Below are 25,852 nucleotides of genomic sequence, written 5' to 3'. Positions count from 1 at the left end.
GTCAAGCAAAGCAACTGAAGCCAGGGCATCTACGGATACCGAAGCCCCTCTCTGCATTATATCTCGAATTCTGTTCGCAACTCGTCGCCGACTCGCAAGGCAAGGTAGCGAACGGGTTCCATGCCTGTCATCCTGACGGGACAAATGGCGTTACGCGGTTGCTCAGAATGGGCGAGACGAACGACGGCATGCACGAGGAGTCTGGCCCGCAAGGCACTGCGGCAAGCCGGCTGCTGTCGACAACCAATATCTGGTCCGATGCGCCCGCACCGCCTCCTAGGCCAACGCCCGTTGCCGTTCCGCCGCCGGCGCCCTCACTTGCTCCCGTCGCGCCAGGTCCCGTCGCGCCAAATCCTGTCGCGGTCGAGCTCCGACCTGCGACCGCCCCGGCTGCATCAGCGCAGGCGCGCCCGGCCCCATGGCCGCCGCGACAATTGTCGCTGGCGTTGCAGGGCGGCGGCACCTTTGCGGCCTTCACATGGGGCGTGCTGGAGCGGCTGCTGGAAGAGCCGATCGAGATCGACACCATCAGCGGCGCCAGCGCCGGCGCCATCAATGCGCTGCTGCTCGCCTCCGGCCTCGCGGAGGGCGGCCGCGAAGCTGCCCGGTTACGGCTGAACCGGTTCTGGCTCCGCCTGATGCACGAGGCCTCGTTCCGCTCGCTGATGCTGCTCGGTGGATTCTCGCCGGCGGGAAGCTCGGTCGCATTCGGTCCGACGCTGCGCTCGGGCCAGTTCGATCCGTTCGATCTCGATCCGCTGCGGCTGGCGCTGTCGCGCGACATTAATTTTACGGTGCTGCAAGATCCAGGAGCACCAAAGCTGCTGATTGCGGCGACGCGGATCCGCGACGGCCAGCAGCAGATCTTCCGCAACGACTCCATCACCGCCGACGTCGCGCTGGCCTCGACCTGCCCGCCCCTGGTTCATTGCGCCGTCGAGATCGACGGCGAGGCCTATTGGGACGGCGGCTTCGGCGGCAATCCGCCCTTGCTGCGGCTGGCGCAGGAGACGACGACGGCCGACGTCCTGCTGGTCCAGGTCACCCCCGCGCGCGACAGCTACGTGCCCATCACCCTCGCCGCGATCGACCGCCGGCTCGACCAGATCGCGGCCAACGCCGCCCTCAATGCCGAGATCGCGGCGGTCGCATGGGCACAGTCGCACGCAGCCCCTTCGCTGCGGCTCACCCGGATCGCGGCCGAAGACTCCGTTGACGGCCTGGCACAGCGTTCATCGACCGACCTCGGCCGCGGCTTCATCCGGCTGCTGCACCGGAGCGGTCGCGCCGCCGCCGAGCGCTGGCTCGGGCAGGATGCAAAAGCCGGCGCAGCGCCTTCGGCGTCCGCACAGGCTCTCGCTGCCTCCGAAGCCGCGCTAACCTGACGTCGCCAGCGCGTTCTCCAGGAACCATGCCGTCGCGAGCGCGCGCGCGTCGTTGCCGAAGCGCGCGATCACCTGCACGCCAACAGGCAGGCCGCCGACCTTCAGCACCGGCACGTTGACGCAAGGATTGCCCATCAGTGTCCAGAGCCGGTTGTAACGGGGATCGCCTGTGGTCGCGAGCTCCTTGGCCGGCGCGGTGCCCGGCGCCGAATAGGTCAGGAGCACGTCGACACCCTCGAACACTTCGCCGAGCTCGCGGCGGCCGCGGCGGCTGATCCGGCGCGCCTCGTCATATTCCTTCGGTGTCAGATGGGCCGTCGCATCGAGGCTGGCCCGCAGCATCGGCGCGATCTCGTCGTGACGCTCGGAAAACTCCCAGGCCAGCGCGCGATGCGCCTCGTAGTCCTGGACGATGGGGTGGATGCGCCAGGCCTCCTGCACCGCCTCGGGCAGGTCGATGGCCTGCACGCTGGCGCCGGCGCGCTCTGCCGCCTTGGTCGCGGCCAGCAAGCCCTGTTCGGCCGCCGGCTCCACGCTGCCGGCGAACTCCTGCCTGACCACGCCGATGCGCGGCGCCTTCGCCGGAACGATGCCTGAAAATTCGGTGCGACCGGTCATGGCCAAAAGTCCGCGCGCGAGATCCTCCGCGCGCGCGCCGAACAGGCCGACCGTGTCGAGCGCCCACGAATAGCACTTCACGCCGACCGTCGGCAGCATGCGGAACGACGGCTTGATCGCGGCGGTCCCGCAATAGGCCGCCGGCCGGATCACCGAGCCGCCGGTCTGGGTGCCCAGCGCCAGCGGGATCATGCCGGCGCCGACCGCCGCCGCCGAGCCCGCGGAGGAGCCGCCCGGCGAATGGCCGGGATTGTGCGGATTGAGCGTCGGCGTCGGATCGCGCGAGGCGAACGCCGTGGTCGTGGTCTTGCCGATGATGGTGGCCCCCGCCCGCTTGAGCATCATGACAACAGGCGCATCGGCGCGCGGCTGCCAGCCGCGATAGATCTCCGAGCCCATCTCGGTCGGCATCTCGGCGGTGTCGATGATGTCCTTGATGCCGACCGCGATGCCGCGCAACGGACCGGAGGCCTGCGCTCTTGCCGCCTTGTCGTGACGGACAAAGGCGCGGACGTCCTTCTCCCTGGCCTCGATCGCCGCATGCGCCTCGGCGATAGCGGCATCGGGCGACAACTCGCCGGCTTCAATGCGGCGCTGGAGGTCGGCGAGTGAAATCATGGCAAGATCCTTCTTATTGGTCTCGCTTTTAGCATCGGGCCGAGGCCGCGCAAGCGCACGTCGCTGTTGCGCAACGCCCTCAGGTTGTTCCATGCTGCGCCTGCAAGGAGACGCCGTGGACGCCATCAATCCGAGCGTGGAGCTGACCGAGACTGAGCGGATCGACCGCCTGCGGCTGATCCGTTCCGACAATGTCGGCCCGCGCACCTTCCGTTCGCTGGTCGATCATTTCGGCACGGCGCGCGCCGCCCTGGAGCGGCTGCCTGATCTCGCGCGCCGCGGCGGTGCGCAGCGATCGGGCCGCATCTGCAGCGCAGACGAAGCCAGGGCCGAGCTGGCCGCGAGCCGCAAATTCGGCATCGCCTGGCTGGCGCCCGGCGAGGACGGCTATCCGGCCCGGCTGGCGATGATCGACGATGCGCCGCCGCTGCTCGCCGTGCGCGGCGACACGAAAACCCTGATGCGGCCGATGATCGCCATTGTCGGCTCGCGCAACGCTTCCGGCGCCGGGCTGAAATTCGCGGGCCTGCTCGCGCGCGAGCTCGGCGAAGCCGGCTTCGTCGTCGTCTCCGGGCTCGCGCGCGGCGTCGACCAGGCCGCGCATCGCGCCAGTGTCGACAGCGGCACCGTCGCCGTCCTCGCCGGCGGCCATGATTGCATCTATCCGCCCGAGCATGGCGATCTGCTCGCGGCGATGCTCGATCACGAAGGCGCTGCGATCTCCGAGATGCCGCTCGGCCATGAGCCGCGTGCCCGCGACTTCCCGCGCCGCAACCGGCTGATCTCGGGCGCTTCGCTCGGCGTCGTCGTGGTGGAAGCGGCACACCGCTCGGGCTCGCTGATCACCGCGCGCATGGCGGCCGAACAGGGCCGCGAGGTGTTCGCGGTGCCGGGCTCCCCGCTCGATCCGCGCGCCGCCGGCGCCAACGACCTGATCAAGCAGGGCGCGACCCTCGTCACCGAAGCCGCCGACATCATCAATGCGGTGCAGCCGATCATGGAGCGGCCGTTGATGAGTCCTGCGGGCGAGCCCGACAGCGAGCCGTTCGAGAGCGATCCGCAAGGCCACGACCGCGACCAGATCACCGGCCTGCTCGGCCCGGCGCCCATCTCGATCGACGATCTCGTGCGGATGTCCGGCGCCTCGCCCGCGATCGTGCGCATGGTGCTGCTGGAGCTGGAGCTGGCCGGCAAGCTCGAACGCCACGGCGGCGGGTTGGTATCGCTGCTGTAGATGTGCCTCGAACTCCCATTCACGGAGGGTACGTCATTCCCCGGCGCGACGAAGTCGCGAGCCCGGAATCCGTTCATCCATCTCCGCCGGGACCAAATGGATTCCGGGCTCCCTCGTTCCGCTCGGGCCGCGGAATGACCGAGAAGATCGTCGGATCAGCGCGATAGCGCACCGGCAATGTTGAACCCGTCATCCTTCGAGGCTCGCTCTGCGTTGCAGGACGAGCACCTCAGGATGACGGGGACAGACTTAGCTAGCCGCTATTGCGCCGATCGAACTGCGTACGTGCAGCCTCGATCTGCGTCAGGTGGTCCATCGCCCACTGCCCGAGCGCCTTCACCGGCTGCTGAAGCCCACGGCCGAGATCTGTCAGCTCGTAGTCGACGCGGGGCGGTATGGTCGGAAAGATCGTGCGCGTGACGAGGCCGTCGCGCTCGAGACCTCGCAGCGTCAAGGTCAGCATGCGCTGCGAGATGCCGTTGATCATGCGCTTCAGCTCGTTGAAACGCTTCGGCCCGTCGCTCAGCATCATGATGACGAACACGCTCCATTTGTCGCCGACGCGGGACAGGACCGAGGCCACGCCGCGACAATCGGCATGATCGGGATCGGGCCGTGGCGGAGCAGGCAAATCGGCGTGCGTCGGTTTCAGTAATGTGCCCATGGCTCAAAAAAGTGCGTTCTTGCGGGGATTTCGACAGTCACTCATGTAGTCCTGGTTACAAACCTATACCATGGGTGACCCCAAATGAAACTGCTCCATCTCGACTCCAGCGTCCTCGGCCCCCACTCCGTATCCAGGCAGGTTTCCGCCGCCATCGTCGACCGGCTGCGCCAGGCGACGCCTTCGCTCGACGTGGTCTATCGCGACCTGACCCAGACCCCGCTGGCCCACCTCTCCGGCTCGCACCTCGCCGCTGCGCAAGGCGCCCCCGCGCCGGCAGAACTCGCACCGGACCTGGCCGCAAGCGCGGCCGCGCTCGACGAGTTCCTTTCTGCCGACATCATCGTGATCGGCGCACCCATGTACAATTTCACCATTCCGAGCCAGCTCAAGGCTTGGATCGACCGCATCCTCGTGGTGGGGAAGACATTTAAATATGGCGCCGCGGGGCCCGAGGGTCTTGCCGGCGGCAAGCGCGTGATCGTGGCGATCTCGCGCGGCGGCTATTACGGCGCGGAGACGCCGTACGCGGCCGGCGAACACCTCGAAAGCTATTTGCGCTGGGTGTTCGGTTTCATGGGCATTGCCAGCGTCGAGTTCATCCCGGCCGACGGCATCCAGGTCGGCCCGGACCACCGCGAAAAGGCGATCGCCGGTGCACTCCAGTCGGCAACGTCTTTGCGCGCAGCCTAGCCTTCGCGCAGCATTGCCTTGGCCACGCGGACCGTCCGGCGCAACACGCATCTTGCGCCGGGCGGAAGAAAGGTTTGTTGGCGGAAGCGATCAGCCCCGGTAGATCGGCGCGCCGCTTGGAGATGCCACCGCGCCGCCGTCGACGAAGATCTCCTGGCCCTGCACATGTGCGGCATCGTCGGAGGCGAGGAACAGCACCGTCTTCGCAACGTGATCGGTCTCGCCGATGCGCCCGAGCGGCGTTGACAGCGCGATCCGCCTCTCGAACGCCTGCTCGGCTTCCGGCGTCGCGGTCGCGGGTCCCCAGATCGGCGTGCGGATCGCGCCGGGCGCCACGACGTTGACGCGAATGCCGCGCGGCGACAGCTCCGAAGCCATGATCCGCGCCATCGCCCGCACGCCGGCCTTGGCGGCGCCGTAGGCGGAGTAGCCGGGAATGCCGAGCACGGAGATCACCGAGCCGTTGAGGACGATCGAGGCGTTGTCGTTGAGATAGGGCAGCGCCGCCTGCACCGTGAAGAACACGCCGGTCAGGTTGGTGCTGATGACCTTCTCGAACACTTCCAGCGCCGCCGATCCCAGCGGCGTGCCGCCGGCAATGCCGGCATTGGCGAACACGATGTCGAACTTCCCGAATTTCTCGGCGCCCTGCCTGATAGCAGCTTCGGTCGCGGCGATGTCGGTGGCATCGGCGGCGAGCGCGAGCGCGTTCGGCCCGAGCTGCTTCGCCGCAATTTCCAATGTCTCCTTGTTGCGCCCGGTGATTACCACCTTGGCGCCCTCGGCCACGAACAGCTTTGCGGTCGCAAGGCCGATGCCGCTATTGCCGCCGGTGATCAGGGCCGTCTTGTTCGTCAGTCTCACGCTCGCCTCCAGTGGTTGCATCATAAAACTAGATTGCCATCTAGGGCATATGGTTTTATGATGCAACCACACAAGCGCGTGATCGGCATTCGAATCGTGCAAACGCGACAGGACCGGAATCATGGTGAAACGAACGAGCTTCGAGGGCGATTCATGCCCGATCGCACGCTCATTGGAGGCGATCGGCGATTGGTGGTCGCTGCTGATCATCCGCGAGGCGCTGTTCGGCGTCCGCCGCTTCGGCGAATTCCAGAGCAAGCTTGGCATGGCCAAGAACATCCTGTCCGTGAGGCTGCGTTCGCTGGTCGATCACGGCATTCTGGCCACCGCCCCCGCCTCCGACGGCAGCGCCTATCAGGAATATGTGCTGACGCCGAAGGGCCGCGGCACCTTCCCGATCCTGGTGGCGCTGCGGCAATGGAGCGAGGAGTTCGACGATCGCCCCGAGGAGATCGCGACAATCCTGGTCGATCGTGCCAAAGGCCGCCCGGTGAAGAAGCTGGAAATGCGCGCGGAGGATGGGCGCCTGCTCAGTCCCGCCGACACCACGCTGAAGCCGCGGCCGGCGCGACAGCGGTCGGCCTGATTGCGCCGGCGAGCTGCCACCGCACCTCAATGCGCGCGGAGCGAACTCTGGCTAGCATCCGACCAAGGTAGCCCTGCGAACCATTTTCAGGCGATCGGCGCGTTGGCGCCGGCCGAACTCGGCCTCGTAGTTCAGATCATAGACACAGCCGACCTTCATGGCGGCAAAATCTGCATTCCGCTCGATGGTGTAATGACCGGAAGGCTCCGTCTTGAGATGGACGCGACCGGGCTCGAACCAAGCTTGATCGACGCCACGATAGATCACCCGATCGGTCCAGCCGACGGTCACAAACCAAAGGATCAAGCCTCCGATCAATGCCGCCATGATCACGAGGCTACGAACGTCGTTGCGGAGCTTGTCCGCAAGGCTCGAGAGATTGAACGCGTTCTTCACATTGGCTTTGTCGTCGGCAGGACACGATAGTTCACGCCAAACATCCGCCTTGTCACGACAGCTTGCGCTTGCTCCGCAGCCTCAAATGCTCGTCGGCCTCGAGCTTGGTCATGCCCAGCAGATAATGCAGCACGGCGAGTTTGTGCTGCTCGGCGAGCTTGCGTAGCGCCCCGACCTGCTCGGCGATGAAGGCGACGGCCTCGTCCGCGCCGCCCTCTCCCGGTTCCTCGTGACGCGAGCCTCGCGCCGCGCCGACAGGGGCGCGCGCCCGTTTCTTTCCCGGCCTAGTCACCAGACCCCACCCGAATCCATGCCCCAGGCGACATTACGCCGACATCGGCCGCAACTCCAAGGTGGTGTTTTGCAACTTTTTCGATATGAAACTTTTCCCATTCGGCGGACCTTCGGCACCCCTCGATTTGACAGCGGAGGCCTCACCACCCATGTTCGGGTCGAAACGGCCGACCCGAATCCTTTCGTTTTCGGCCTCAGATTTTCCCGTAAGTTACTGGAACTACATGAATATCGTCATTGTGGAGTCGCCGGCGAAAGCCAAGACGATCAACAAATATTTGGGCTCGTCCTATGAGGTTCTGGCCTCGTTCGGCCATGTCCGCGACCTGCCCGCGAAGAACGGTTCCGTCGATCCTGATGCCAATTTCAAGATGATCTGGGAGGTCGACCCCAAGGCGGCCGGCCGGCTCAATGACATCGCCAAGTCCCTGAAGAACGCCGATCGCCTGATTCTCGCCACCGACCCTGATCGCGAGGGTGAGGCCATCTCCTGGCACGTGCTGGAGGTGCTGAAGGAAAAGCGCGCGCTGAAGGATCAGAAGATCGAGCGGGTGGTGTTCAACGCCATCACCAAGCAGGCGGTCTCGGACGCCATGAAGCATCCGCGCCAGATCGACGGTGCGCTGGTCGACGCCTACATGGCGCGCCGTGCCCTCGACTACCTCGTCGGCTTCACTCTCTCCCCGGTGCTGTGGCGCAAGCTGCCCGGCGCCCGCTCGGCCGGCCGCGTTCAATCGGTGGCGCTGCGCCTCGTCTGCGACCGCGAACTCGAGATCGAGAAGTTCGTGGCGCGTGAATATTGGTCGCTGATCGCCACCCTGCTCACCCCGCGCGGCGATGCGTTCGAGGCCCGCCTCGTCGGCGCCGACGGCAAGAAGATCCAGCGCCTCGACATCGGGACCGGCGCGGAGGCCGAAGACTTCAAGAAGGCGCTGGAAGCGGCGACCTACACCGTCACCGCGGTCGATGCCAAGCCGGCCCGGCGCAATCCGCAGGCGCCCTTCACCACCTCGACGCTGCAGCAGGAAGCCAGCCGCAAATACGGCTTTGCGCCGGCGCACACGATGCGCATCGCCCAGCGCCTCTATGAAGGCATCGACATCGGCGGCGAGACCACCGGACTCATTACTTATATGCGTACCGACGGCGTGCAGATCGATCCGTCCGCGATCACCCAGGCCCGCAAGGTGATCGGCGAGGATTACGGCAACGCCTATGTGCCGGATGCCCCGCGCCAGTACCAGGCCAAGGCCAAGAACGCGCAGGAAGCCCACGAAGCGATCCGCCCGACCGACATGTCGCGCCGCCCCGCGAGCATGAGCCGCAGGCTCGATGCCGATCAGGCGAAGCTCTATGAGCTGATCTGGAAGCGCACCATCGCGAGCCAGATGGAATCGGCCGAGCTCGAGCGCACCACCGTCGACATCACGGCGAAGGCAGGCTCCCGCACGCTGGAGCTGCGCGCCACCGGCCAGGTCGTCAAGTTCGACGGCTTCCTGGCGCTCTATCAGGAAGGCCGCGACGACGAGGAGGACGAGGATTCGCGCCGCCTGCCCGCGATGAGCCCGAACGACGCCCTGAAGCGGCAGTCGCTCTCCGTCACCCAGCACTTCACCGAGCCGCCGCCGCGCTTCTCCGAGGCCTCGCTGGTCAAGCGCATGGAAGAGCTCGGCATCGGCCGGCCCTCGACCTACGCCTCGATCCTGCAGGTCCTGAAGGATCGCGGCTACGTCAAACTGGAGAAGAAGCGCCTGCACGGCGAGGACAAGGGCCGCGTCGTGATCGCGTTCCTGGAGAGCTTCTTCAGCCGCTACGTCGAGTACGACTTCACCGCGGGCCTCGAGGAGCAGCTCGACCGCATCTCCAACAACGAGATCTCCTGGCAGCAGGTGCTGAAGGATTTCTGGACCGGCTTCATCGGCGCCGTCGACGAGATCAAGGATCTGCGCGTGGCGCAGGTGCTCGACGTGCTCGACGAGATGCTGGGCCCCCACATCTATCCGCCCCGTGCCGACGGCGGCGACGTCCGCCAGTGCCCGAATTGCGGCACCGGCCGGCTCAACCTCAAGGCCGGCAAGTTCGGCGCCTTCGTCGGCTGCTCGAACTATCCGGAGTGCCGCTACACCCGCCAGCTCGCCGCCGATGGCGAGGCCAGCGCCGACCGTTCGCTCGGCCAGGATCCCGATACGGGTCGCGATGTCTGGGTCAAGGCCGGCCGGTTCGGACCCTACATCCAGCTCGGCGAGCCCAAGGATTATGAGGAAGGCGAGAAGCCCAAGCGCGCCGGCATCCCGAAAGGCACCTCGCCTGCCGATGTCGATCTCGAACTCGCGCTGAAGCTGTTGTCGCTGCCGCGCGAGATCGGCAAGCATCCGGAGACCGGCCAGCCCATCACCGCCGGGCTCGGCCGCTTCGGGCCGTTCGTCAAGCACGAGAAGACCTACGCCAGCCTCGAGGCCGGCGACGAGGTGTTCGACATCGGCCTCAACCGCGCGGTGACGCTGATCGCCGAGAAGGTCGCCAAGGGCCCGAGCCGGCGCTTCGGCGCCGATCCGGGCAAGGCGCTCGGCGATCATCCCACCCTCGGCACCGTCACCGTGAAGAGCGGACGCTACGGCGCCTACGTCACCGCCGGCGGCGTCAACGCAACGATCCCTGCCGAGTTCGAAAAGGACACCGTCACGCTCGCCCAGGCCATCGCCCTGATCGACGAGCGCGCGGCCAAAGGCGGCGGCAAGGCCAAAGCCAAGAAGGCGGCAAAGCCGGCCAAGGCCAAAAAGACTGCAGAGAAGGCCGCGGACGGCGAGGACACTCCGCCAAAGCCGAAGAAACCGGCCGCGAAGAAGGCGGCCAAATCGAAAACCGAAGCCACCAGCAAGGCGCGCGCCGCGGTGCCGTCGACGGCAAAAACGTCGCCGACCAAGGCCGCCGCCGCCAAATTATCGACCAGCAAGGCTCCGGCCAAGAAGAGTGCCGGCAAGACTTGAGATCAAGAATTAGAGGTTAAGTGAAACGCAAGAATGACCATGGCTTTCCCGACCGGCAAGCCATCGTCGCCTTCATCAAGGCAAATCATGGAAAGGCCGGAACCCGCGAAATCGCACGCGAGTTCGGCCTGAAGAACGCCGATCGCGCCGAGCTCAGGCGCATGCTGCGCGAGCTCGCCGACGACGGGATCGTCAAGAAAAAGCGACACAAGGTGTCCGAGCCGGACGCGCTGCCACCGACGCTGCTCGCCGACATTACGGGACGCGACGCCGACGGCGAATTGATCGCCTCCCCCGCCGAATGGGACGAGGTCGAAAGCGGCGAGCCGCCGAAGATCCTGATCGAGATGCCGCGCCGACCCAGGCCCGGCACCGCCGCCGGCGTCGGCGACCGTGCGTTGCTGCGCGTCGAGCCGACCGGCGAGGACGAAGGCCCGGCCTGGCGCGGCCGCATCATCAAGGTCATCGACAAAGCCAAAAGCCGCATCCTCGGCGTATTCCGCGAGCTTCCCGAAGGTGGCGGGCGGCTCGTGCCCGTCGACAAGAAGTTCGCCGACCGCGAGCTGAACATCGCCAAGGCCGATACAGGTGGCGCACAGGATGGCGACCTCGTCAGCGTCGACATCGTCCGCTCGCGCGGCTTCGGGCTGGCCTCGGGCCGGGTCAAGGAGAAGCTCGGCTCGGTCAAGTCGGAGAAGGCGATCAGCCTGATCGCGATCTACGCTCACGACATCCCGCTGCAATTCTCTTCCGCCGCGGAGCGCGAAGCGGAAGCCGCCGAGCCCGCCAACCTGAAAGGCCGCGAGGACTGGCGCGACGTGCCGCTCGTCACCATCGATCCACCGGATGCGAAGGATCACGACGACGCGGTGCATGCTCAGCCCGATGACGATCCCAACAACAAGGGCGGCTTCATCGTCAATGTCGCCATTGCCGACGTCAGCTTCTACGTGCGGCCGGGCTCGGCGCTCGACCGCGACGCGCTCGATCGCGGCAACTCGGTCTATTTCCCCGACCGCGTCGTGCCGATGCTGCCCGAGCGCATCTCCAACAATCTCTGCTCGCTGGTGCCGGGCGAGCCGCGCGGCGCGCTCGCGGTGCGCATGGTGCTCGGCCCCGACGGCCGCAAGCGCTCGCACAGCTTCCACCGCATCCTGATGCGCTCGGCCGCCAAGCTCGCTTACGCGCAGGCGCAGGCCGCGATCGACGGCCGGCCCGACGACACCACCGGCCCCCTGCTCGATCCGATCTTGAGGCCGCTCTACGCCGCCTATGCCTGTGCCAAGCGCGCCCGGGACGAGCGCGATCCGCTCAATCTCGATCTGCCCGAGCGCAAGATCCTGCTCAAGAGCGACGGCACGGTCGATCGCGTCGTGGTGCCGGAAAGGCTCGACGCGCACAAGCTGATCGAGGAGTTCATGATCCTCGCCAACGTCGCGGCCGCGGAAATGCTGGAGAAGAAATCGCTGCCGCTGATCTACCGCGTGCATGACGAGCCGACGCTGGAGAAGGTGCACGCGCTTTCCGAGTTCCTGGAGACGCTCGACATCCCCTTCACCAAGTCGGGTGCGCTGCGCCCGACGCTGTTCAACCGCGTGCTGGCCCAGCTCGAAGGCCACGACTACTTCCCGCTGGTCAGCGAGGTAGTGCTGCGCGCTCAGGCGCAGGCGGAATATTCCTCGGAGAATTACGGGCACTTCGGCCTGAACCTGCGTCGCTACGCGCATTTCACCTCGCCGATCCGCCGCTACGCCGACCTCGTCGTGCACCGCGCGCTGGTCAGCGCGCTGGGCTTGGGCGAAGGCGCCCTGCCCGACAGCGAGACGCCGGAAAGCTTGAGCGAGGTCGCCGCGCATATTTCGCTGACCGAGCGGCGCGCCATGAAGGCGGAGCGCGAGACGGTAGACCGCCTGATCGCGCATCACCTCGCCGACCGCATCGGCGCCAGCTTCCAGGGCCGCGTCTCCGGCGTCACCCGCGCCGGCCTGTTTGTGAAGCTGAGCGAGACCGGCGCCGACGGATTGATCCCGATCCGATCCCTCGGCACGGAATATTTCAACTATGACGAGAGCCGGCACGCACTGGTCGGCACGCGCAGCGGCACCATGTACCAGCTCGGGGACGTCGTCGATGTCCGCCTGATCGAAGCCGCCCCCATTGCGGGCGCGCTACGCTTCGAGCTGCTGTCATCCTCCAGCGAGACCGCGCCACGCCAGCGCCGGCCGCTTAGTGCGCAGCGCAAATCCTCCAAGCCCCATCCCGGACGCAGTCCGGAGAGAAAACGCAAGCCGGCGAAGCCGAAATCCGGCAAGCCTGGGAAGGGCAAGGGAAAGAGCAAGAGCAAGGGCAAAGGCAAGAAGGGCAAGGCATGGTGACGATGAGCACGGCCCCGAAAATCTGGACGCGCGAGACCGGTCTCGTCGAGAAGCGCGACGTCTTTGCGGCGATGCGGCGCGGCTTTCGCGGCCGCTGCCCGCGCTGCGGCGAGGGCAAGCTGTTCCGTGCTTTCCTGAAGACGGCGGACAATTGCGCCACATGCGGGCTCGATTTCACGCCGCATCGCGCCGACGATCTGCCCGCCTATCTCGTCATCGTCATCGTCGGCCACATCGTGGTGCCGGCCGTCCTGTGGATCGAGACCAATTACACCACGCCGGTCTGGATCAGCTTCGCCGCCTATCTGCCCTTCACCTTCGTCGCCTCGCTTGCGCTGCTGCAGCCGGTGAAGGGAGCTGTGGTCGGCCTGCAATGGGCTCTGCGCATGCACGGGTTTGACGACAACCCTCCGGATGGTATCCCGCCGGTGTAGGCATAATAAGCAAGAAGAGTTCGGGTGAGGACATGACGGACACGTCGCAAGCGGACGAAAAGGCAAGAATTCACGAGGGCAAGGAAGCCGACCACCATCCCTATTTCCGTCCGAAGGATGCCGCGACGCTGATCCTGGTCGATCGCAGCGGCGCCGTTCCGAAAGTGCTGGTCGGCAAGCGCCACGACAAGGTGGTGTTCATGCCCGGCAAGTTCGTCTTCCCGGGCGGGCGCGTCGACAAGGCCGATTATCGCGTGCCCTGTGCGGCGCCCATCACGCCCGAGCTGGAGGCCAATCTCGCCAAGGGCAGTCCGAAGACGCCGGCCTCGCGCGCGAAGTCGCTGGCGATCGCCGCGATCCGCGAAGCCTGCGAGGAGACCGGCCTCTGTCTCGGCCGCAAGACCGAGAGCAATCTGTCGAAGCTCGATGGCCCGTGGAAGCCGTTCGCCGATGCGGGCCTGCTGCCCGATCCGTCCAGCCTGTTCCTGATCGCCCGCGCGATCACCCCGCCCGGCCGCGTCAAGCGCTTCGACACGCGCTTCTTCACCGCGGATGCTTCGGCGATCACGCACCGCGTCGACGGCGTGATCCATGCCGAAGCCGAGCTGGTCGAGCTGGTCTGGGTCGAGCTCGGCTCGAAGCCGCTCGCCGACCTGCATCCGATGACGCGCAACGTCCTCAACGAGCTCGACACCCGCCTTGCCACCGGCCCGCTCCGCCACGACGCGCCGGTGCCGTTCTTCCATTTCTACGGCGGCAAGATGCAGAAGGATGTTTTGGGCTGAGCCGCTCTCGGCGTCATTCCCGAAGCGTTGCAAGTTGCTTCTTGGCAGCCGTCGAGCGCGCGCCTCGTCCTTCGAGACGACCGCTTCGCGGTCTCCTCAGGATGAGGCTAGGTTGCATTCTTGCCTGTTGAATCTGGCGCCGCGCCTTCAGTCCTCATCCTGAGGGCCCGCCAACGGCGGGCGTCTCGAAGGATGGCCGCAGGCGACGGCTGAAATGACGAGATTGTGCTGAGCGCACATCGAAAAACAAAATAATCTTCCCGCCGCCCGCCGATGGCGGAGCTCCGCCGCGTCCCTATGTCTTCCCGAGCGTCACCAAGAACGGACACCGGGCGATGGCACAACGGCAACTCAAGCTTGGCGCGTTCATGCGCCCGATCAGCATCCACACCGGCGCCTGGCGCTATCCCGGGGCCTGGCCCGACGCCAATTTCAACTTCCCGCACATCAAGCAGCTGATCCGAAAGCTCGAGGCCGGCAAGTTCGACGCCTTCTTCATGGCCGATCACCTCGCCGTGCTGAACATGCCGATCGACGCGCTCAAGCGCAGCCACACCGTGACCTCGTTCGAGCCCTTCACGCTGCTGTCGGCGCTCTCCGCGGTCACCGAGCGCATCGGCCTGATCGCGACCGGCTCGACCACCTTCGACGAGCCCTATCACGTCGCGCGTCGCTTCGCCTCGCTCGATCACATCAGCGGTGGCCGCGCCGGCTGGAACATCGTTACCACTTCGAATCCGGACGCCGCGCTGAATTTCGGCCTCGACGATCACATGGAGCACGCCGAGCGCTACAAGCGTGCCCGCGAGTTCTACGACGTCGTCACGGGGCTCTGGGATTCCTTTGCCGACGACGCTTTCGTGCGCGACGTCGAGAGCGGCCTGTTCTTCGATCCCGCCAAGATGCACACGCTCGACCACCACGGCAAATATCTGAAGGTGCGCGGCCCGCTCAACATCGCCCGCCCGGTGCAGGGCTGGCCGGTGATCGTGCAGGCCGGCGCCTCCGAGGACGGTAAGCAGCTCGCCGCCGAGACGGCGGAAGCCGTGTTCACCGGCGGCGGCAGCCTTGCCGACGGGCAGAAGCTCTATGCCGACATCAAGGGCCGCATGGAGAAGGTCGGCCGCGATCCCGAACATCTGAAAATCCTGCCCGGCGCCTTCGTCGTGGTCGGCGACAGCGTCGATGAGGCCCGGGAGAAGCGCGCTTTGCTCGACAGCCGCGTGCATTACGACAGCGCCATCGCCTCGCTCTCCGTCATTCTCGGCACCGACGCCTCGACCTTCGATCCCGACGGGCCCCTGCCAGAGATTCCCGAGACCAATGCCAGCAAGAGCGGCCGCCAGCGCATGGTCGATCTCGCCAGGCGCGACAAGCTCACCGTGCGCCAGCTCGCCCAGCGCGTCGGCGGCTATGGCGGGCTCTCGTTTGTCGGCACCGCCAAGACCATCGCCGACCAGATGGAGGAATGGCTGGTCGGGCGCGGCTCCGACGGCTTCAACATCATGTTCCCGTTCCTGCCCGCCGGCCTCGACGATTTCGTCGACAAGGTCGTCCCGGAGCTGCAGAAGCGCGGGATTTTCCGCAAGGAGTATGAAGGGGCCACTTTGAGGGAGAATCTGGGCCTGCCGCGGCCGAAAAACCGTTTCTTCGAGGCCTGATCGGCCCGATTTGGGTGGTTTTCGGGGTGTAAAACCTTGACATCAGGCGGTTTCTGGCTAGGTTGCCGGCCAACGCGGGCCGTTTGGCCGGCTCCAGATTCCCGATATTTCTGAGGTTCAGAACATGGCCAAAGCGGTCACCATCAAGGTCAAGCTCGTGTCCTCGGCCGACACCGGCTTCTACTACGTCGCCAAGAAGAATTCGCGCACCATGACCGACAAGCTGGTCAAGAAGAAGTACGATCCGGTCGCGCGCAAGCACGTCGAATTCCGCGAAGCCAAGATCAAGTAAGACGATCAAGTAAGATCGCGGTACACGCTGAAGATTTTTGCGGGGCCCTTTCGGGCCCCGTTTTCGTTTCAACTCCGCTCGTGTCCCGGACGCGGTGCAGCGCGGAGCGCTGCTCCTGAGAAGCCGGGACCCATAAAGCAACACGGCGCACTGCCGAGACATGGGCCCGGGCTCTGCAGCGCACCGTCGAAGTGACGCTGCGCTACGTCCGGGGCACGAGCCCGCTATCTCACCGCGAACGGCGCCTGATAGGGCCGCCCGAAGGGCACCCCGTTGATCACGGTCTGGACCGGCTTGAGATGGGCCTTGCCGTCCCTCTTGTTGTTGCGGGTGTCGACGAAGCTGACCGGCCCCTCCGCCAGCTCCATGATGGCGACGTCGCCGGGCGCACCGACTTGCAGCGTGCCAATCTTCGGCGCGCGATCGATGATCTTCGCCGGAGCAATGGTGGCCATCGCGACCACCTGCTCCAGCGTGAAGCCGAGCGTCATGAACTTGCTCATCACGTTGGGCAGGAACGGAATGCCCGGCGAATTGCCGGAGAAGACGTGGATGTCCGAGGAGATGGTGTCCGGCGCGCAGCCACCAGCGATCGCCACGTCCGCCACGGTGAAATCGAAGCTGCCGCCGCCATGACCGACGTCGAACATGACGCCGCGCTGCTTGGCGGCGAGCGCCGCCGGCAGCAGCTTGCCGTCCTGGACGATGTTGGTGAAGACGTTGGACATGTTCGGAGCGCCTGAATAGGCGTGCGTCAGCACGTCGCCCGGCCGCAGCAAATCGAGGATCTGCGACATCAGCTCCTTGGACTCGACGCCGCCGATATGCACCATCATCTTCGCCGGCCAGCCGCACATCTCGCACGCCTGGATGGCGCGCTTCAGCGGCTCGAGCCCGTGCTTGTAGATCACGTTCTCCGACATCCGCACTTTGACCCCGAGCAGGAAATCACGGTTCTCGGCGAGTGCCATTGCGCAGGCTTCGGTCTGGGCGACGTCGATATTGTACAGCTCGGCGGCCGGGAACGCCGACAGGCCGTTGTTGGCGATGTGGACGAAGGCGTACATCCGCGCCCGCGTCTGAGCCACGATGAAGCGGCGCAACGCCGCCAGATTGTTGACCCCGGCATCGCCCGCCGAGACGACGGTCGTCGTGGCCTGGAATTGCACCAGCTCGTCGGCGGGAATGCCGATCGCCGAGCCGTAGGGATAGACGTGACTATGCAGATCGATGAGGCCTGGCATCACCAGCTTGCCCGACGCGTCGATGCTCTTCAGCGCCCGCTCGGCGGGGATCGCTTCCTGCACGGCTTCGATGACACCCCAGCGGATGCCGATATCGCGCCTGGCGCGCAGCGACTGGCTGGGGTCGAGCACCTCGCCGCCGCGGATCACCAGATCGTATTTATCGTTCGGGCCCATCGCGGCCTGCACCGGCGCGGCGAGGCCGAGGGCGGCGGCGGATGTCGAAAGTGCCAGGAAATCACGGCGTGACAACGCGGACATGACGGTCCCCCCTTTGTTGTTGTTTGTGGCTTCGACGAGCAGCTCCGCCTTGCAACAATGCAGCGTTCAGAAGGAATGGATCGGAACTGAAGTCACGTCGCCCAGGGGACTGATCCTATGACTGCATACAAGCGATGGCGAGCCACGAAAATTCTTCAGAACGCATGAACCTTAGGGGACTCGCGTCGACTAAAGCGCCCGCGTCCCGGGTTGTTCTTCGTGCATGCGGCCATCATTCACCACTTCGTCCCTAACACGGGGGCCGTCGCCTCTGATGATCTTGTCCGCAAATCTCTTTCGCACGATGCCCCCGGCGATCCCCCGCGCGATACCGATCGGCCCTACCACTGGGTAGCGGCCCGCGCGTCGCACCCTCCCACCCGCCGCAAGCGGAATTGCGCCTGATCAATCGCTCGAGGGAACGATGGTTTCTTGGACAATCCACATTTTCGCGTATGCTGAAGGTCCGGTTCAGCTCAATGCCATTCGCTCGGAGCACTGTGTGGGGGATCGGTCATCGTGAGTACGCCACCCTTTGATTTCGACTTGTTGCGCACCTTCGTGGCGGTGGTCGACAACAACAGCTTCACGAGAGCCGGGGAGCGCATTGGCCGGACCCAGTCGACGGTCAGCCTGCAAATCAAGAAGCTCGAGGATAATCTGAAGAGGCCGTTGTTTGAGCGTAGCGGGCGTGAGGTTCTGCTGACGGCGGACGGTGAGATTCTGTTGGCTTATGCCCGGCAGCTCTTGCATATCGCCGACGAAGCCCGGGCCCGGTTCATGGAACCCGACATCGAAGGCACGATCCGCCTCGGGACTACGGAGGATTTCGCGACCGTCTATCTGCCCGACATTCTGGCGCGCTTTGCGAGGGCCCATCCGCGCGTCACGCTCGACGTGAACTGCAATTTCAGTTTCAGCCTTCTCGAGGGATTTTCCAAAGGGGAGTACGATCTCGTTCTGATCAAGCGCGAGCCGCAGGCCCCGTTGGGGGGAGTGCCGGTCTGGCGCGATGTTCTCGTCTGGGTTTGCTCGCCTCAGTTTGTCTTCGAAACCGGAAGTCCGATTCCGCTGGCGTTGGCCCCGGCTCCCGACGTCTACCGCAAGAGAGCATTGGCGAGTCTTCAGGCGCAGGGACGCGACTGGCGTATCGTCTACACGAGTGTCAGCAGCGAGGGTTTGCAGGCCGCCGTTCGCGCCGGCTTGGGTATCACCATACTATCGAAGGACATGTTGCCGCCGGGGCTGAAGATCGTCGGCGCGGAGCAACAGCTGCCGCAGCTTCCGGATTCTGAAATCGCCCTTTACCGCTCCCCAGGCAAGTTGTCCCGTGCGGCCGAAATGCTGGCCGAGCACATCACACATTCGCTCGAATATCGGCGGCCAGAATTACCGACGTGATGCCCCGAGGATTATGTGAGCGCACGATCGGCGCTGCGGGGGCGTATGAAGGCGCCACTCAGGGACCGACAAGGTCAGCGGCTCGGCATCCCGCGCTCTACGGCCGGGTCGTGCAATCCTTCAATCGACGGCATTGATCGTTTCAATTGGCGTTCGCTCGGTCGGCGCCCTATCCAAGAGTACAGAGATAGACAAAGGCCGGCACAATGACCCTGGATTTGAACACGAGCACCCTCTCGAAACGGATGGATGAGGACACAAGAGAAGGCGAGATCGCCCGCAGAAACGTGCTTTTCGGATTGTGGGCCGGACAGCATGCGGGACTTAAGGACGACGCCCTTGAGGCTTACGCTCTTGCGGTCCACATCGCCGATCTCCGTAGCCCGGGCCACGATGACGTGGTTGCAAAGGTTGCAACCGACCTGAAGGCGTGCGGGAAGCCGATGAGCGATCGGCAGTTGCGAGCTCGTTTTCGCGAGATGGCGATGCGAGCCACTCTGTAGCTTTTCCCGAACGTCGTCGGAAATTGGCAACGCAGGCCGGTCTGCGAAGTGGCGTCGCAACGCCTGGCGAGCCGCGCCTGGGGCCAGTCGGCTGCAGCTCATGGATTTCCGACAGGCGCTGCCGCTCTCTGGATCATGTCGGATCAACCTGCCTTGGAGGAGAAGAACCGTGAAGTCGCTGGCCGTGACGTCTTTCTTGTTAGCTGCTGCGACCTTCGCCAATGCTTCCGCCGTTTTCGCGCGTTGGCCGGAGTACGTCGGATTTTGGGTCGTGGGCAATCATACGACCAAGACATGCGAAATCGTAACCTCCAACCCGACCATCGATGGTGTCGTCATCTGGTTCGGAAGCGGTCCGTACAAATCGCTCGCCGACGCCAGGCTCGCTCGGTCCAATATCCGCGCTTGTCCGAAGGATGAACCCGCGGATTGAGCGTGAGCCAGGCTCCCGATCGGCAGTCGTGCCAGCTGCACCAATCGGCGTGTCGGGAAGTCTGCCGATCGTCCACGAAAGGCGCCTGTCGGTGGCGGCTCACCCACCGTCCGATACCACTCGCAGGGTCTTGGCAGCTCAATGCCTCCCATTTGGAATGAAGAAGGTCATGAACCCGTTCGTCGAACTCTTCCGCAATGTCATCGCATTTGCTCTCAGTTCGCGAAGGCGATCGCCTGAGACGACGGGTGCGCCCGATCATGTCGGACATGTGGATATATCCGGGCAACGGCGGTCTCTCCGGCATCCGGCGCTGGCAGGCCTGGTGCTGGCGCTCGCGATGACGCCCCAAGCCCAGCCCCGCGCCGCAGAGGCCGAAATCGCGATTTCGATGGACGAACGGGAGATTCGGTTCGCCGGGATCACCACCACACGCCCGGACAAGGAGCAGCCGGAAATCGAGTTGTCGTTCCCCGGTACTGTCGCCATTCCGCCCCAGCAGATGCGGGTTGTCGCGGCGCCTGCGAACGGCTTGGTCGAGTCGATGCTGGTTGCTGCGGACGAACCCGTGAATGCCGGCGACGCCGTCGCGCAACTACGCTCCATGGAGATCGTCGAGGCTCAGCGTCAGTTTCTCGCCGCGCTGTCCGACGAGGCTCTGGCCGCTGATCGATTGCGGCGAATGCAGCAGCTCTTCGAAGGGCGCGCCGCTCCCGAGCGCGAGTTGCGGACGGCAGAGACCTCGGCTGCCAATGCGAAAGCGCATCTCGATGAGCGACGGCAGATACTGGCGCTGATGGAGCTGTCTGAGACCGACATCGCGTCCTTGCAGAGTACGAGAAAGATCGTTCCGGCCGTGACCGTTCATGCACCGGTCGGCGGGATGGTCGTGAAGCGGCACGTCTCACCGGGCGAACGTGTCGATGCCGCCGCTCCCCTCTATACGATCGCGAGTCTCAATCCGCTGTGGGTCAACATTCAGGTGCCGGCCTCGCGCCTCTCGGCGCTCAAGACGGGCGCCTCCGTCGTGCTTCCGGCCCATGGCGCGCGCGGTCGCCTGATACGCATCGCCCGTACCGTCGATCCGCAAACCCAATCGGCGATCGCCGTGGCCGAGATCGACTCCAACGGAGGGAGCGTACGGCCCGGGCTGGTGACCACGGCGACCATCCGTCTCGACCTGGGTCCGGGCACGCAATGGTCGGTCCCGGCTGCAGCGGTCATCAGGCACCGCGACCGGAGCTGGGTCTTCATTCGCAACAAGGACGGCTTTGTCGCGCGCCCGGTCCAGGTTCTGTCTGAGTCGTCGGCACGTTCGTCGATCCGAGCCGACTTAGGCCCGGACGATCTGGTCGCCGATCGGGGGCTGATTGCGCTTCTGTCCGAACTCGCCGCGGCGGACAAGGGCTGACCCATGTGGACAGGGCTCATCAACGGTGCGCTGAAGCAGCGCATTCTCGTGGCTCTGGGCGCCATGGCGTTGGCGATCTGGGGCGCCAACGCCTACCGGCAACTGTCGATAGACGCGTTCCCGGATGTGGCCCCGACTCAGGTTCTGGTCTCCATGAGAGCTCCTGGACTCACGCCTGAGGAGTTGGAAGGCCGGATCACACAACCGATCGAACTGGCCATGCGCGGGATTCCGCAGTTGGTCAAGATGCGGTCCACGACGCGCTACTCGGTCGCGCTGCTGACTTTCGAATTTGCCGACGGAACCGACGTCTTCTGGGCACGTGCGCAGGTCAACGAGCGGCTGTCGGACGTGCGCAACCAGTTGCCCGCCGGCGCTGACGGCGGCCTCGCGCCGATCGTCACCCCGCTGGCGGAGATGGTGATGTTCACCATCCAGTCCGACGTACTGAGCCCCCAGGAGAAGCGCTTCCTGGTCGACTGGACCATCCGTCCCGCCTTGCGCGGCCTTCCCGGAGTCGCGGACGTCAATGTGCTGGGCGGCTTCGTGCGGACCTTCGAAGTCGTCCCCTCGGCCGCAGCGATGGCCGCGCGTGGAATCACGACCGAAGTGCTCGAAAACGCGGTCCGGTCCAACAACCGTAATGACGGCGCCGGACGGATCCGCAACGGCGAAGAGGCCCTGTTGGTTCGGTCGGAAGGCCGCATCCGGACACTCGACGATATCCGAAATATAATCGTCACGTCGCGGAATTCGTCCGTCGTTAGGGTCGGTGACGTGGCGGACGTTCGGTTCGGCTCGCTCGCCCGCAATGGCGTGGTGACCACCAACGGCGAGCAAGAGACCGTTTGGGGAATGGTCCTGGGCCTGCGGGGCGCCAATGCCCGCACAGTCGTGGACGGCGTCAAAGCGAAGTTCGAGGAGCTCAAACCATTGCTCCCTGAGGGCGCCCGGATCGAGATTTTCTACGATCGTAGCGAGCTGATCGGTCAAGCCGTATGGACGGTCCAGAAGGTGCTGCTGGAAGCGATTGCGCTGGTCGTGATCCTGCTGCTCGTGTTCCTGGGCAATCTGCGTTCGGCGCTGGTGGTATCCGTCATTCTCCCGCTCGCTGTGCTGATCACCTTTGGCATCATGCGGTTGTTCGGCTGGTCGGCCAACATCATGTCGCTCGGAGGCCTCGCGATCGCCATCGGGCTTCTGGTGGACTGCGCCGTGGTGGTCGTGGAAAATGTCGAGCATCGGCTCGCGCACGCGCAAAACCCGGATCTGAAGACTCGCCTCTGGCTGACCTTCGAGGCAACGCGCGAAGTCGCGCTGCCTCTGGTGTCTGGCGTCGCCATCATCGTCATGGTGTTTACGCCGCTACTCTCGTTGCAGGGACTCGAGGGGCGCCTGTTCAGTCCGGTGGCGTTGACCATCGCCTTCGCGCTCGGTGCGGCCCTGCTGCTTTCGCTGACGGTCGTCCCGACACTGTCGACCTATCTGTTGCGTGCGGGCTCGGCCAAGGACCCCTGGCTCGTGCGCAAGCTTCACGCCGTTTACGACCCCGCGCTTGCTCATGTCATGAGGCGTCCCCTCGTCCTCGTGATCGGGCTCGTCCTCGGCATCGCGTCGGTCGGAGCCGTGTTTCCACGAATTGGCGCGACCTTCATGCCCGTCATGGACGAGGGCACGCCGGTCGTGACCATCCGCAAGTTTCCCACGGTTTCCGTCGAAGAGGCGGCGCAGACAGATCTCCGGATCCAGCAGGTGCTGATTGCGGAAATCCCGGTGATCAAGGGCATCATGGCCCGCGCCGGCGCCGATGAACTCGGCATCGACCCGGTTGGTCTGAACGAGACCGACATGTTCATGTCGCTAGCGCCGAAATCCGAGTGGCCAAATCCCGACAAGCAGTGGTTTCTGGGCGAACTCAGGCGCGTGCTCGACTCCATCCCAGGCATTGTCTACGCGTTCACGCAGCCGATCGATATGCGCGTCCAGGAAATGATCATCGGCGCGCGCGGCGACGTCGTGGTGAAGGTCCTGGGCGACGACATCGGTACGCTCAACCGGCTTTCGCGGGACATCGCCGGGGTCATTCAGCAGATTCCGGGTGCCGTGGACGTGTTCGCCCTTCGCAATGCCGGAATGAAATATCTCACGGTCGCGGTCGACCGCGCCCAGGCCGGCAGATTTGGATTGAACGCCGAACAGGTCCAGGAGGCAATTCGCGTCTGGGTGGATGGACGCGATCTCGGCGTCGTCCTGGAGGGGCAGGTTCGCACGCCGCTGGTGGTTCGCGGCGAGGAACGGCAGCGGGCCTCGGCATCCGACCTCGCGCGCGTGCCGATCGTGCTGCCGGGCGGAGGGACCGTGGAGCTGTCGCAGATCGCGGAGGTTCGCGTCGAGGACGGTCCCATCCAGGTGATCCGGGAGGATGGACAGCGCTTCGCGACCATTCTGAGCAACGTACGAGGACGCGATCTGGTTGGCTTCGTAGACGAAGCGAAGGCTGCCGTCGCCGGCAAGCTCGAGATTCCGCGCGGCTATACCCTGGTCTGGGGCGGCCAGTTCGAAAACCAGCAGCGTGCATCGGCCCGGCTCGCGCTTGTCGTCCCGATGGCGCTCGCCATGATCTTCCTGCTGCTGTACTTGACTTTCAATTCGGTGCGCCAGGCGGTTCTGGTGTTCTGCAACGTGCCGTTCGCCACCATCGGCGGCGTGGTCGCCCTGTGGGCTTCGGGCGAATTTCTGTCCGTTCCAGCATCGGTCGGCTTCATCGCCCTGATGGGAATCGCGGTTCTCAACGGTGTGGTTCTGATTTCCTACATCAACGAGGTCGTAGCGCGGTGAGCTGCCCTTGACGGAGGCGGTCATGGAAGGTGCCAAGCGCCGCCTCCGGCCGGTGATGCTTACCGCCTCCATCGCAGCGCTCGGCCTGGTCCCATTCCTCTTTGCGACCGGACCCGGCGCCGAAATCCAGCGGCCGCTCGCCATTGTCGTCATCGGTGGACTCGTCACGGCGACCGCGCTCACGCTGCTGCTGCTGCCCGTCCTGTATGCGAGATTCGGCCTGCCCATAAGTGAACGTGTGCTCCTCGCGAATGTGCCGGAGCAGAACCTCGCCACCGAAATGGCCATGCCGGAACAGCCCCCCTCACCGGAAGCGGCCCGCCCCACATCGGCGCAGCGGGCAATCAGCGAGGTTGCCAGGTAAAGCGCGCGTAAACCCGCCGGGGCAAGGCTCGCTCTTCCACAGACGGCAGACATCGCGGCGGCTCGCGCGCCGTAGCCGCTCGCTTGTCGTCATCTTCAGGCGGTGAGACAACGGCGCGGGCGGCAAGAGCGGACGATCGTGAGCCCCTTCCCGCCTACGCCGTCCGCAGCACCGGCGCCGGCGGCTGCGAGGGCCTGACCAGCGCGAACGCCACCTGCACGATGCCGCCGGCAAGGCCGAGCGCCACACCGATGCGCCAGGCCATGGTGTAGGAGCCGAGCGCGTCGTAGAGCACGCCGCCGCCGTAGGCACCGAGGAAGCTGCCGATCTGGTGGCTCATGAAGGCGAGGCCCTGGATCATCGCCTGCCAGCGCAGGCCGAACATCTCGGCGACCGCGCCCGCGACCAGCGGGCCGACGCCCATCCACAGGAAGCCCATGATCGCGCCGAACAACAGCGTCGAGAACGGCGTCGCCGGCAGCATGAAGTACCAGGCGAGCGCCAGCGAGCGCAGGATGTAGATCCCGCCCAGCAGTGCCAGCTTGTTCCAGCGCTGGCCGGCCCAGCCGAAGAACAGCGAACCCAGCACGTTGAAGCCGCCGATCATGCCGAGCGTCTGCGCGCTGAGCATCGGATCGAGGCCGCAGATCGCCAGATAGGACGGCAGATGCGTGGTGAGGAACACCAGCTGCATGCCGCAGACCAGATAGGCGCAGGTCATCACCACGAAGGAGGCATTCCCGAACGCGGTTTTTGCCGCGGTCACCGCGCTGGCTTCGTCGATCTCGTCGGCGGCCGGCTTCGGCAACGGCACCTGGTCGACACGCCCGGCGTACCACGCCGCCGGGATCATCAGCACGGACATGACGACGAAGCCGGCAAGGCCGACGCGCCAGCCAAAGCCCTCGTTGAGCATCTGCCCGATCGGCGCCGACAACAACGCGCCGAGCGAGCCCGCGCCGGAGACGATGCCGAGCACGGTCGAGCGCACCGTCGCAGGGACCGCACGTGCCGCCACCGACATCGCGATCGCGGCCGCGGTGCAGGCCAGCGACGTCCCGATCAGCACGCCGGCGCCGATCATGATGCTGACAAGCCCGTTCGCAGTCGCCATCAGCGCGAGGCCGACGATGTACAGCAATGCGCCGACGATCATGACTGGCCGGAAGCCGTAGCGCGCCGTCATCGCGCCGGCGAGCGGCTGCAGAAAGCCCCAGGCGAGGTTCTGCACCGCCAGCGCCAGCGTGAAATCCGAGATCGAGATGTGGATATCGCGCGTCAGCGGCTGCATGAAGATGCCGAGGCTCTGCCGCAGCCCCATGCTCAGCGTCAGCATGATCGAAGCGCCGATCAGGATCGGCAAGGTCGGACGCAGGACCTGCAGCAGGGGCATTTTTCTTCTCCCTTTTGGGCACGGCGCACATGCCGTCGTCCGCTTTTGCCGCTGATTTTGGTTACACAGACCTGTGTACTTAGGCTATGCTTGGCGGGTGCTGTCAAGCGAACAGGAC

General features: G+C 65.3%; 21 protein-coding genes and 1 pseudogene. 15 read left to right on the top strand and 7 right to left on the bottom strand.

What is annotated here, in order from left to right:
* Positions 1 to 167: 167 nt before the first annotated feature.
* Positions 168 to 1,385: a patatin-like phospholipase family protein gene (locus WI560_RS13085; RefSeq protein WP_375308339.1), complete on the top strand. Its 1,218-nt coding sequence runs from the start codon at positions 168 to 170 to the stop codon at positions 1,383 to 1,385.
* Here WI560_RS13085 and WI560_RS13080 read toward each other — a convergent pair.
* Complete coding sequence (locus tag WI560_RS13080) at positions 1,377 to 2,621, bottom strand: amidase (protein ID WP_375308338.1); 1,245 nt, start codon at positions 2,619 to 2,621, stop codon at positions 1,377 to 1,379. The two genes, WI560_RS13085 and WI560_RS13080, sit on opposite strands and share 9 nt — an antisense overlap.
* 91 nt (positions 2,622 to 2,712) lie before the next feature.
* On the opposite strand from WI560_RS13080, the gene dprA reads away from it, so the two are divergent.
* Complete coding sequence (gene dprA, locus WI560_RS13075; protein WP_375308337.1) at positions 2,713 to 3,855, top strand: DNA-processing protein DprA; 1,143 nt, start codon at positions 2,713 to 2,715, stop codon at positions 3,853 to 3,855.
* Positions 3,856 to 4,108: 253 nt separating this feature from the next.
* Here the strand turns inward: dprA and WI560_RS13070 are convergent, their stop codons facing one another.
* Complete coding sequence (locus tag WI560_RS13070) at positions 4,109 to 4,519, bottom strand: winged helix-turn-helix transcriptional regulator (RefSeq protein ID WP_375308336.1); 411 nt, start codon at positions 4,517 to 4,519, stop codon at positions 4,109 to 4,111.
* A gap of 84 nt (positions 4,520 to 4,603) precedes the next feature.
* Here WI560_RS13070 and WI560_RS13065 point away from each other — a divergent pair, with 84 nt between their 5' ends.
* Positions 4,604 to 5,212, top strand: a complete 609-nt coding sequence (locus WI560_RS13065) for an FMN-dependent NADH-azoreductase (protein ID WP_375308335.1) — start codon at positions 4,604 to 4,606, stop codon at positions 5,210 to 5,212.
* Between the two features lie 90 nt (positions 5,213 to 5,302).
* Here the strand turns inward: WI560_RS13065 and WI560_RS13060 are convergent, their stop codons facing one another.
* Complete coding sequence (locus WI560_RS13060) at positions 5,303 to 6,076, bottom strand: SDR family oxidoreductase (protein WP_375308334.1); 774 nt, start codon at positions 6,074 to 6,076, stop codon at positions 5,303 to 5,305.
* Between the two features lie 121 nt (positions 6,077 to 6,197).
* On the opposite strand from WI560_RS13060, the gene WI560_RS13055 reads away from it, so the two are divergent.
* The gene (locus WI560_RS13055) at positions 6,198 to 6,662 is read left to right on the top strand and encodes a winged helix-turn-helix transcriptional regulator (protein ID WP_375308333.1); all 465 of its coding nucleotides are present in this window, start codon (positions 6,198 to 6,200) and stop codon (positions 6,660 to 6,662) included.
* Between the two features lie 51 nt (positions 6,663 to 6,713).
* Here the strand turns inward: WI560_RS13055 and WI560_RS13050 are convergent, their stop codons facing one another.
* Together WI560_RS13050 and WI560_RS13045 are read right to left on the bottom strand one after the other, a co-directional pair.
* Positions 6,714 to 7,058, bottom strand: coding sequence for a hypothetical protein (locus WI560_RS13050; RefSeq protein ID WP_375308332.1), 345 nt, complete (start codon positions 7,056 to 7,058; stop codon positions 6,714 to 6,716).
* A 52-nt stretch (positions 7,059 to 7,110) separates the two neighbouring features.
* The gene (locus WI560_RS13045; RefSeq protein WP_375308331.1) at positions 7,111 to 7,350 is read right to left on the bottom strand and encodes a hypothetical protein; all 240 of its coding nucleotides are present in this window, start codon (positions 7,348 to 7,350) and stop codon (positions 7,111 to 7,113) included.
* Positions 7,351 to 7,576: 226 nt separating this feature from the next.
* Between WI560_RS13045 and topA the strand changes: the two genes are divergently transcribed.
* The 6 genes from topA to rpmG all read left to right on the top strand — a co-directional run bounded on the left by topA (position 7,577) and on the right by rpmG (position 15,886).
* Complete coding sequence (gene topA / locus WI560_RS13040) at positions 7,577 to 10,339, top strand: type I DNA topoisomerase (protein WP_375308330.1); 2,763 nt, start codon at positions 7,577 to 7,579, stop codon at positions 10,337 to 10,339.
* Positions 10,340 to 10,359: 20 nt separating this feature from the next.
* Positions 10,360 to 12,714, top strand: coding sequence for a ribonuclease R (gene rnr / locus WI560_RS13035; protein WP_375308329.1), 2,355 nt, complete (start codon positions 10,360 to 10,362; stop codon positions 12,712 to 12,714).
* The gene (locus WI560_RS13030; protein WP_375308328.1) at positions 12,708 to 13,148 is read left to right on the top strand and encodes a DUF983 domain-containing protein; all 441 of its coding nucleotides are present in this window, start codon (positions 12,708 to 12,710) and stop codon (positions 13,146 to 13,148) included. Before rnr ends, WI560_RS13030 begins: the two co-directional genes overlap by 7 nt.
* A gap of 32 nt (positions 13,149 to 13,180) precedes the next feature.
* A complete protein-coding gene (locus tag WI560_RS13025; RefSeq protein WP_375308327.1) occupies positions 13,181 to 13,933 on the top strand; it encodes an NUDIX hydrolase in 753 nt (250 codons plus the stop codon).
* Between the two features lie 335 nt (positions 13,934 to 14,268).
* Positions 14,269 to 15,594, top strand: coding sequence for an LLM class flavin-dependent oxidoreductase (locus WI560_RS13020; RefSeq protein ID WP_375308326.1), 1,326 nt, complete (start codon positions 14,269 to 14,271; stop codon positions 15,592 to 15,594).
* A 124-nt stretch (positions 15,595 to 15,718) separates the two neighbouring features.
* Positions 15,719 to 15,886, top strand: coding sequence for a 50S ribosomal protein L33 (gene rpmG / locus WI560_RS13015; RefSeq protein WP_007603295.1), 168 nt, complete (start codon positions 15,719 to 15,721; stop codon positions 15,884 to 15,886).
* 224 nt (positions 15,887 to 16,110) lie between these two features.
* Here rpmG and WI560_RS13010 read toward each other — a convergent pair whose 3' ends face one another.
* A complete protein-coding gene (locus WI560_RS13010) occupies positions 16,111 to 17,391 on the bottom strand; it encodes an amidohydrolase family protein (RefSeq protein WP_375308325.1) in 1,281 nt (426 codons plus the stop codon).
* A gap of 519 nt (positions 17,392 to 17,910) precedes the next feature.
* On the opposite strand from WI560_RS13010, the gene WI560_RS13005 reads away from it, so the two are divergent.
* From WI560_RS13005 to WI560_RS12985, 5 genes and pseudogenes are all read left to right on the top strand, one after another.
* On the top strand, positions 17,911 to 18,792 hold the full coding sequence (locus WI560_RS13005; RefSeq protein WP_375308324.1) for a LysR substrate-binding domain-containing protein: 882 nt from the start codon (positions 17,911 to 17,913) through the stop codon (positions 18,790 to 18,792).
* 206 nt (positions 18,793 to 18,998) lie between these two features.
* Entirely contained in the window at positions 18,999 to 19,295 is a 297-nt protein-coding gene (locus WI560_RS13000) for an ATPase inhibitor subunit zeta (RefSeq protein ID WP_375308323.1), read from the top strand.
* Between the two features lie 169 nt (positions 19,296 to 19,464).
* A complete protein-coding gene (locus tag WI560_RS12995; protein ID WP_375308322.1) occupies positions 19,465 to 19,728 on the top strand; it encodes a hypothetical protein in 264 nt (87 codons plus the stop codon).
* Between the two features lie 169 nt (positions 19,729 to 19,897).
* Positions 19,898 to 21,139, top strand: a complete 1,242-nt coding sequence (locus WI560_RS12990) for an efflux RND transporter periplasmic adaptor subunit (protein ID WP_375308321.1) — start codon at positions 19,898 to 19,900, stop codon at positions 21,137 to 21,139.
* 3 nt (positions 21,140 to 21,142) lie between these two features.
* Positions 21,143 to 24,341 (top strand): annotated as a pseudogene (locus WI560_RS12985) (efflux RND transporter permease subunit).
* Positions 24,342 to 24,495: 154 nt separating this feature from the next.
* Here the strand turns inward: WI560_RS12985 and WI560_RS12980 are convergent.
* Complete coding sequence (locus WI560_RS12980) at positions 24,496 to 25,734, bottom strand: MFS transporter (protein WP_375308320.1); 1,239 nt, start codon at positions 25,732 to 25,734, stop codon at positions 24,496 to 24,498.
* Positions 25,735 to 25,852 lie beyond the last annotated feature (118 nt).

Origin of the sequence: Bradyrhizobium sp. A11 (genome assembly GCF_042077125.1) — a bacterium.
Taxonomy (GTDB): Bacteria; Pseudomonadota; Alphaproteobacteria; order Rhizobiales; family Xanthobacteraceae; genus Bradyrhizobium; species Bradyrhizobium japonicum_B.
This window is presented reverse-complemented; position numbering and strand designations above follow the sequence as displayed.

Excerpts from the sequence above, each read along its gene's own strand:
- WI560_RS13070 (WP_375308336.1), bottom strand. The coding sequence starts at position 4,519 with ATGGGCACATTACTGAAACCGACGCACGCCGATTTGCCTGCTCCGCCA.
- WI560_RS13065 (WP_375308335.1), top strand. The coding sequence starts at position 4,604 with ATGAAACTGCTCCATCTCGACTCCAGCGTCCTCGGCCCCCACTCCGTA.
- WI560_RS12990 (WP_375308321.1), top strand. The coding sequence starts at position 19,898 with ATGAACCCGTTCGTCGAACTCTTCCGCAATGTCATCGCATTTGCTCTC.
- WI560_RS13025 (WP_375308327.1), top strand. The coding sequence starts at position 13,181 with ATGACGGACACGTCGCAAGCGGACGAAAAGGCAAGAATTCACGAGGGC.
- WI560_RS13030 (WP_375308328.1), top strand. The coding sequence starts at position 12,708 with ATGGTGACGATGAGCACGGCCCCGAAAATCTGGACGCGCGAGACCGGT.
- WI560_RS13055 (WP_375308333.1), top strand. The coding sequence starts at position 6,198 with ATGGTGAAACGAACGAGCTTCGAGGGCGATTCATGCCCGATCGCACGC.
- rpmG (WP_007603295.1), top strand. The coding sequence starts at position 15,719 with ATGGCCAAAGCGGTCACCATCAAGGTCAAGCTCGTGTCCTCGGCCGAC.
- WI560_RS12980 (WP_375308320.1), bottom strand. The coding sequence starts at position 25,734 with ATGCCCCTGCTGCAGGTCCTGCGTCCGACCTTGCCGATCCTGATCGGC.
- WI560_RS13000 (WP_375308323.1), top strand. The coding sequence starts at position 18,999 with ATGACCCTGGATTTGAACACGAGCACCCTCTCGAAACGGATGGATGAG.
- WI560_RS13020 (WP_375308326.1), top strand. The coding sequence starts at position 14,269 with ATGGCACAACGGCAACTCAAGCTTGGCGCGTTCATGCGCCCGATCAGC.
- topA (WP_375308330.1), top strand. The coding sequence starts at position 7,577 with ATGAATATCGTCATTGTGGAGTCGCCGGCGAAAGCCAAGACGATCAAC.
- WI560_RS13010 (WP_375308325.1), bottom strand. The coding sequence starts at position 17,391 with ATGTCCGCGTTGTCACGCCGTGATTTCCTGGCACTTTCGACATCCGCC.
- WI560_RS13085 (WP_375308339.1), top strand. The coding sequence starts at position 168 with ATGGGCGAGACGAACGACGGCATGCACGAGGAGTCTGGCCCGCAAGGC.
- WI560_RS13080 (WP_375308338.1), bottom strand. The coding sequence starts at position 2,621 with ATGATTTCACTCGCCGACCTCCAGCGCCGCATTGAAGCCGGCGAGTTG.
- dprA (WP_375308337.1), top strand. The coding sequence starts at position 2,713 with ATGCTGCGCCTGCAAGGAGACGCCGTGGACGCCATCAATCCGAGCGTG.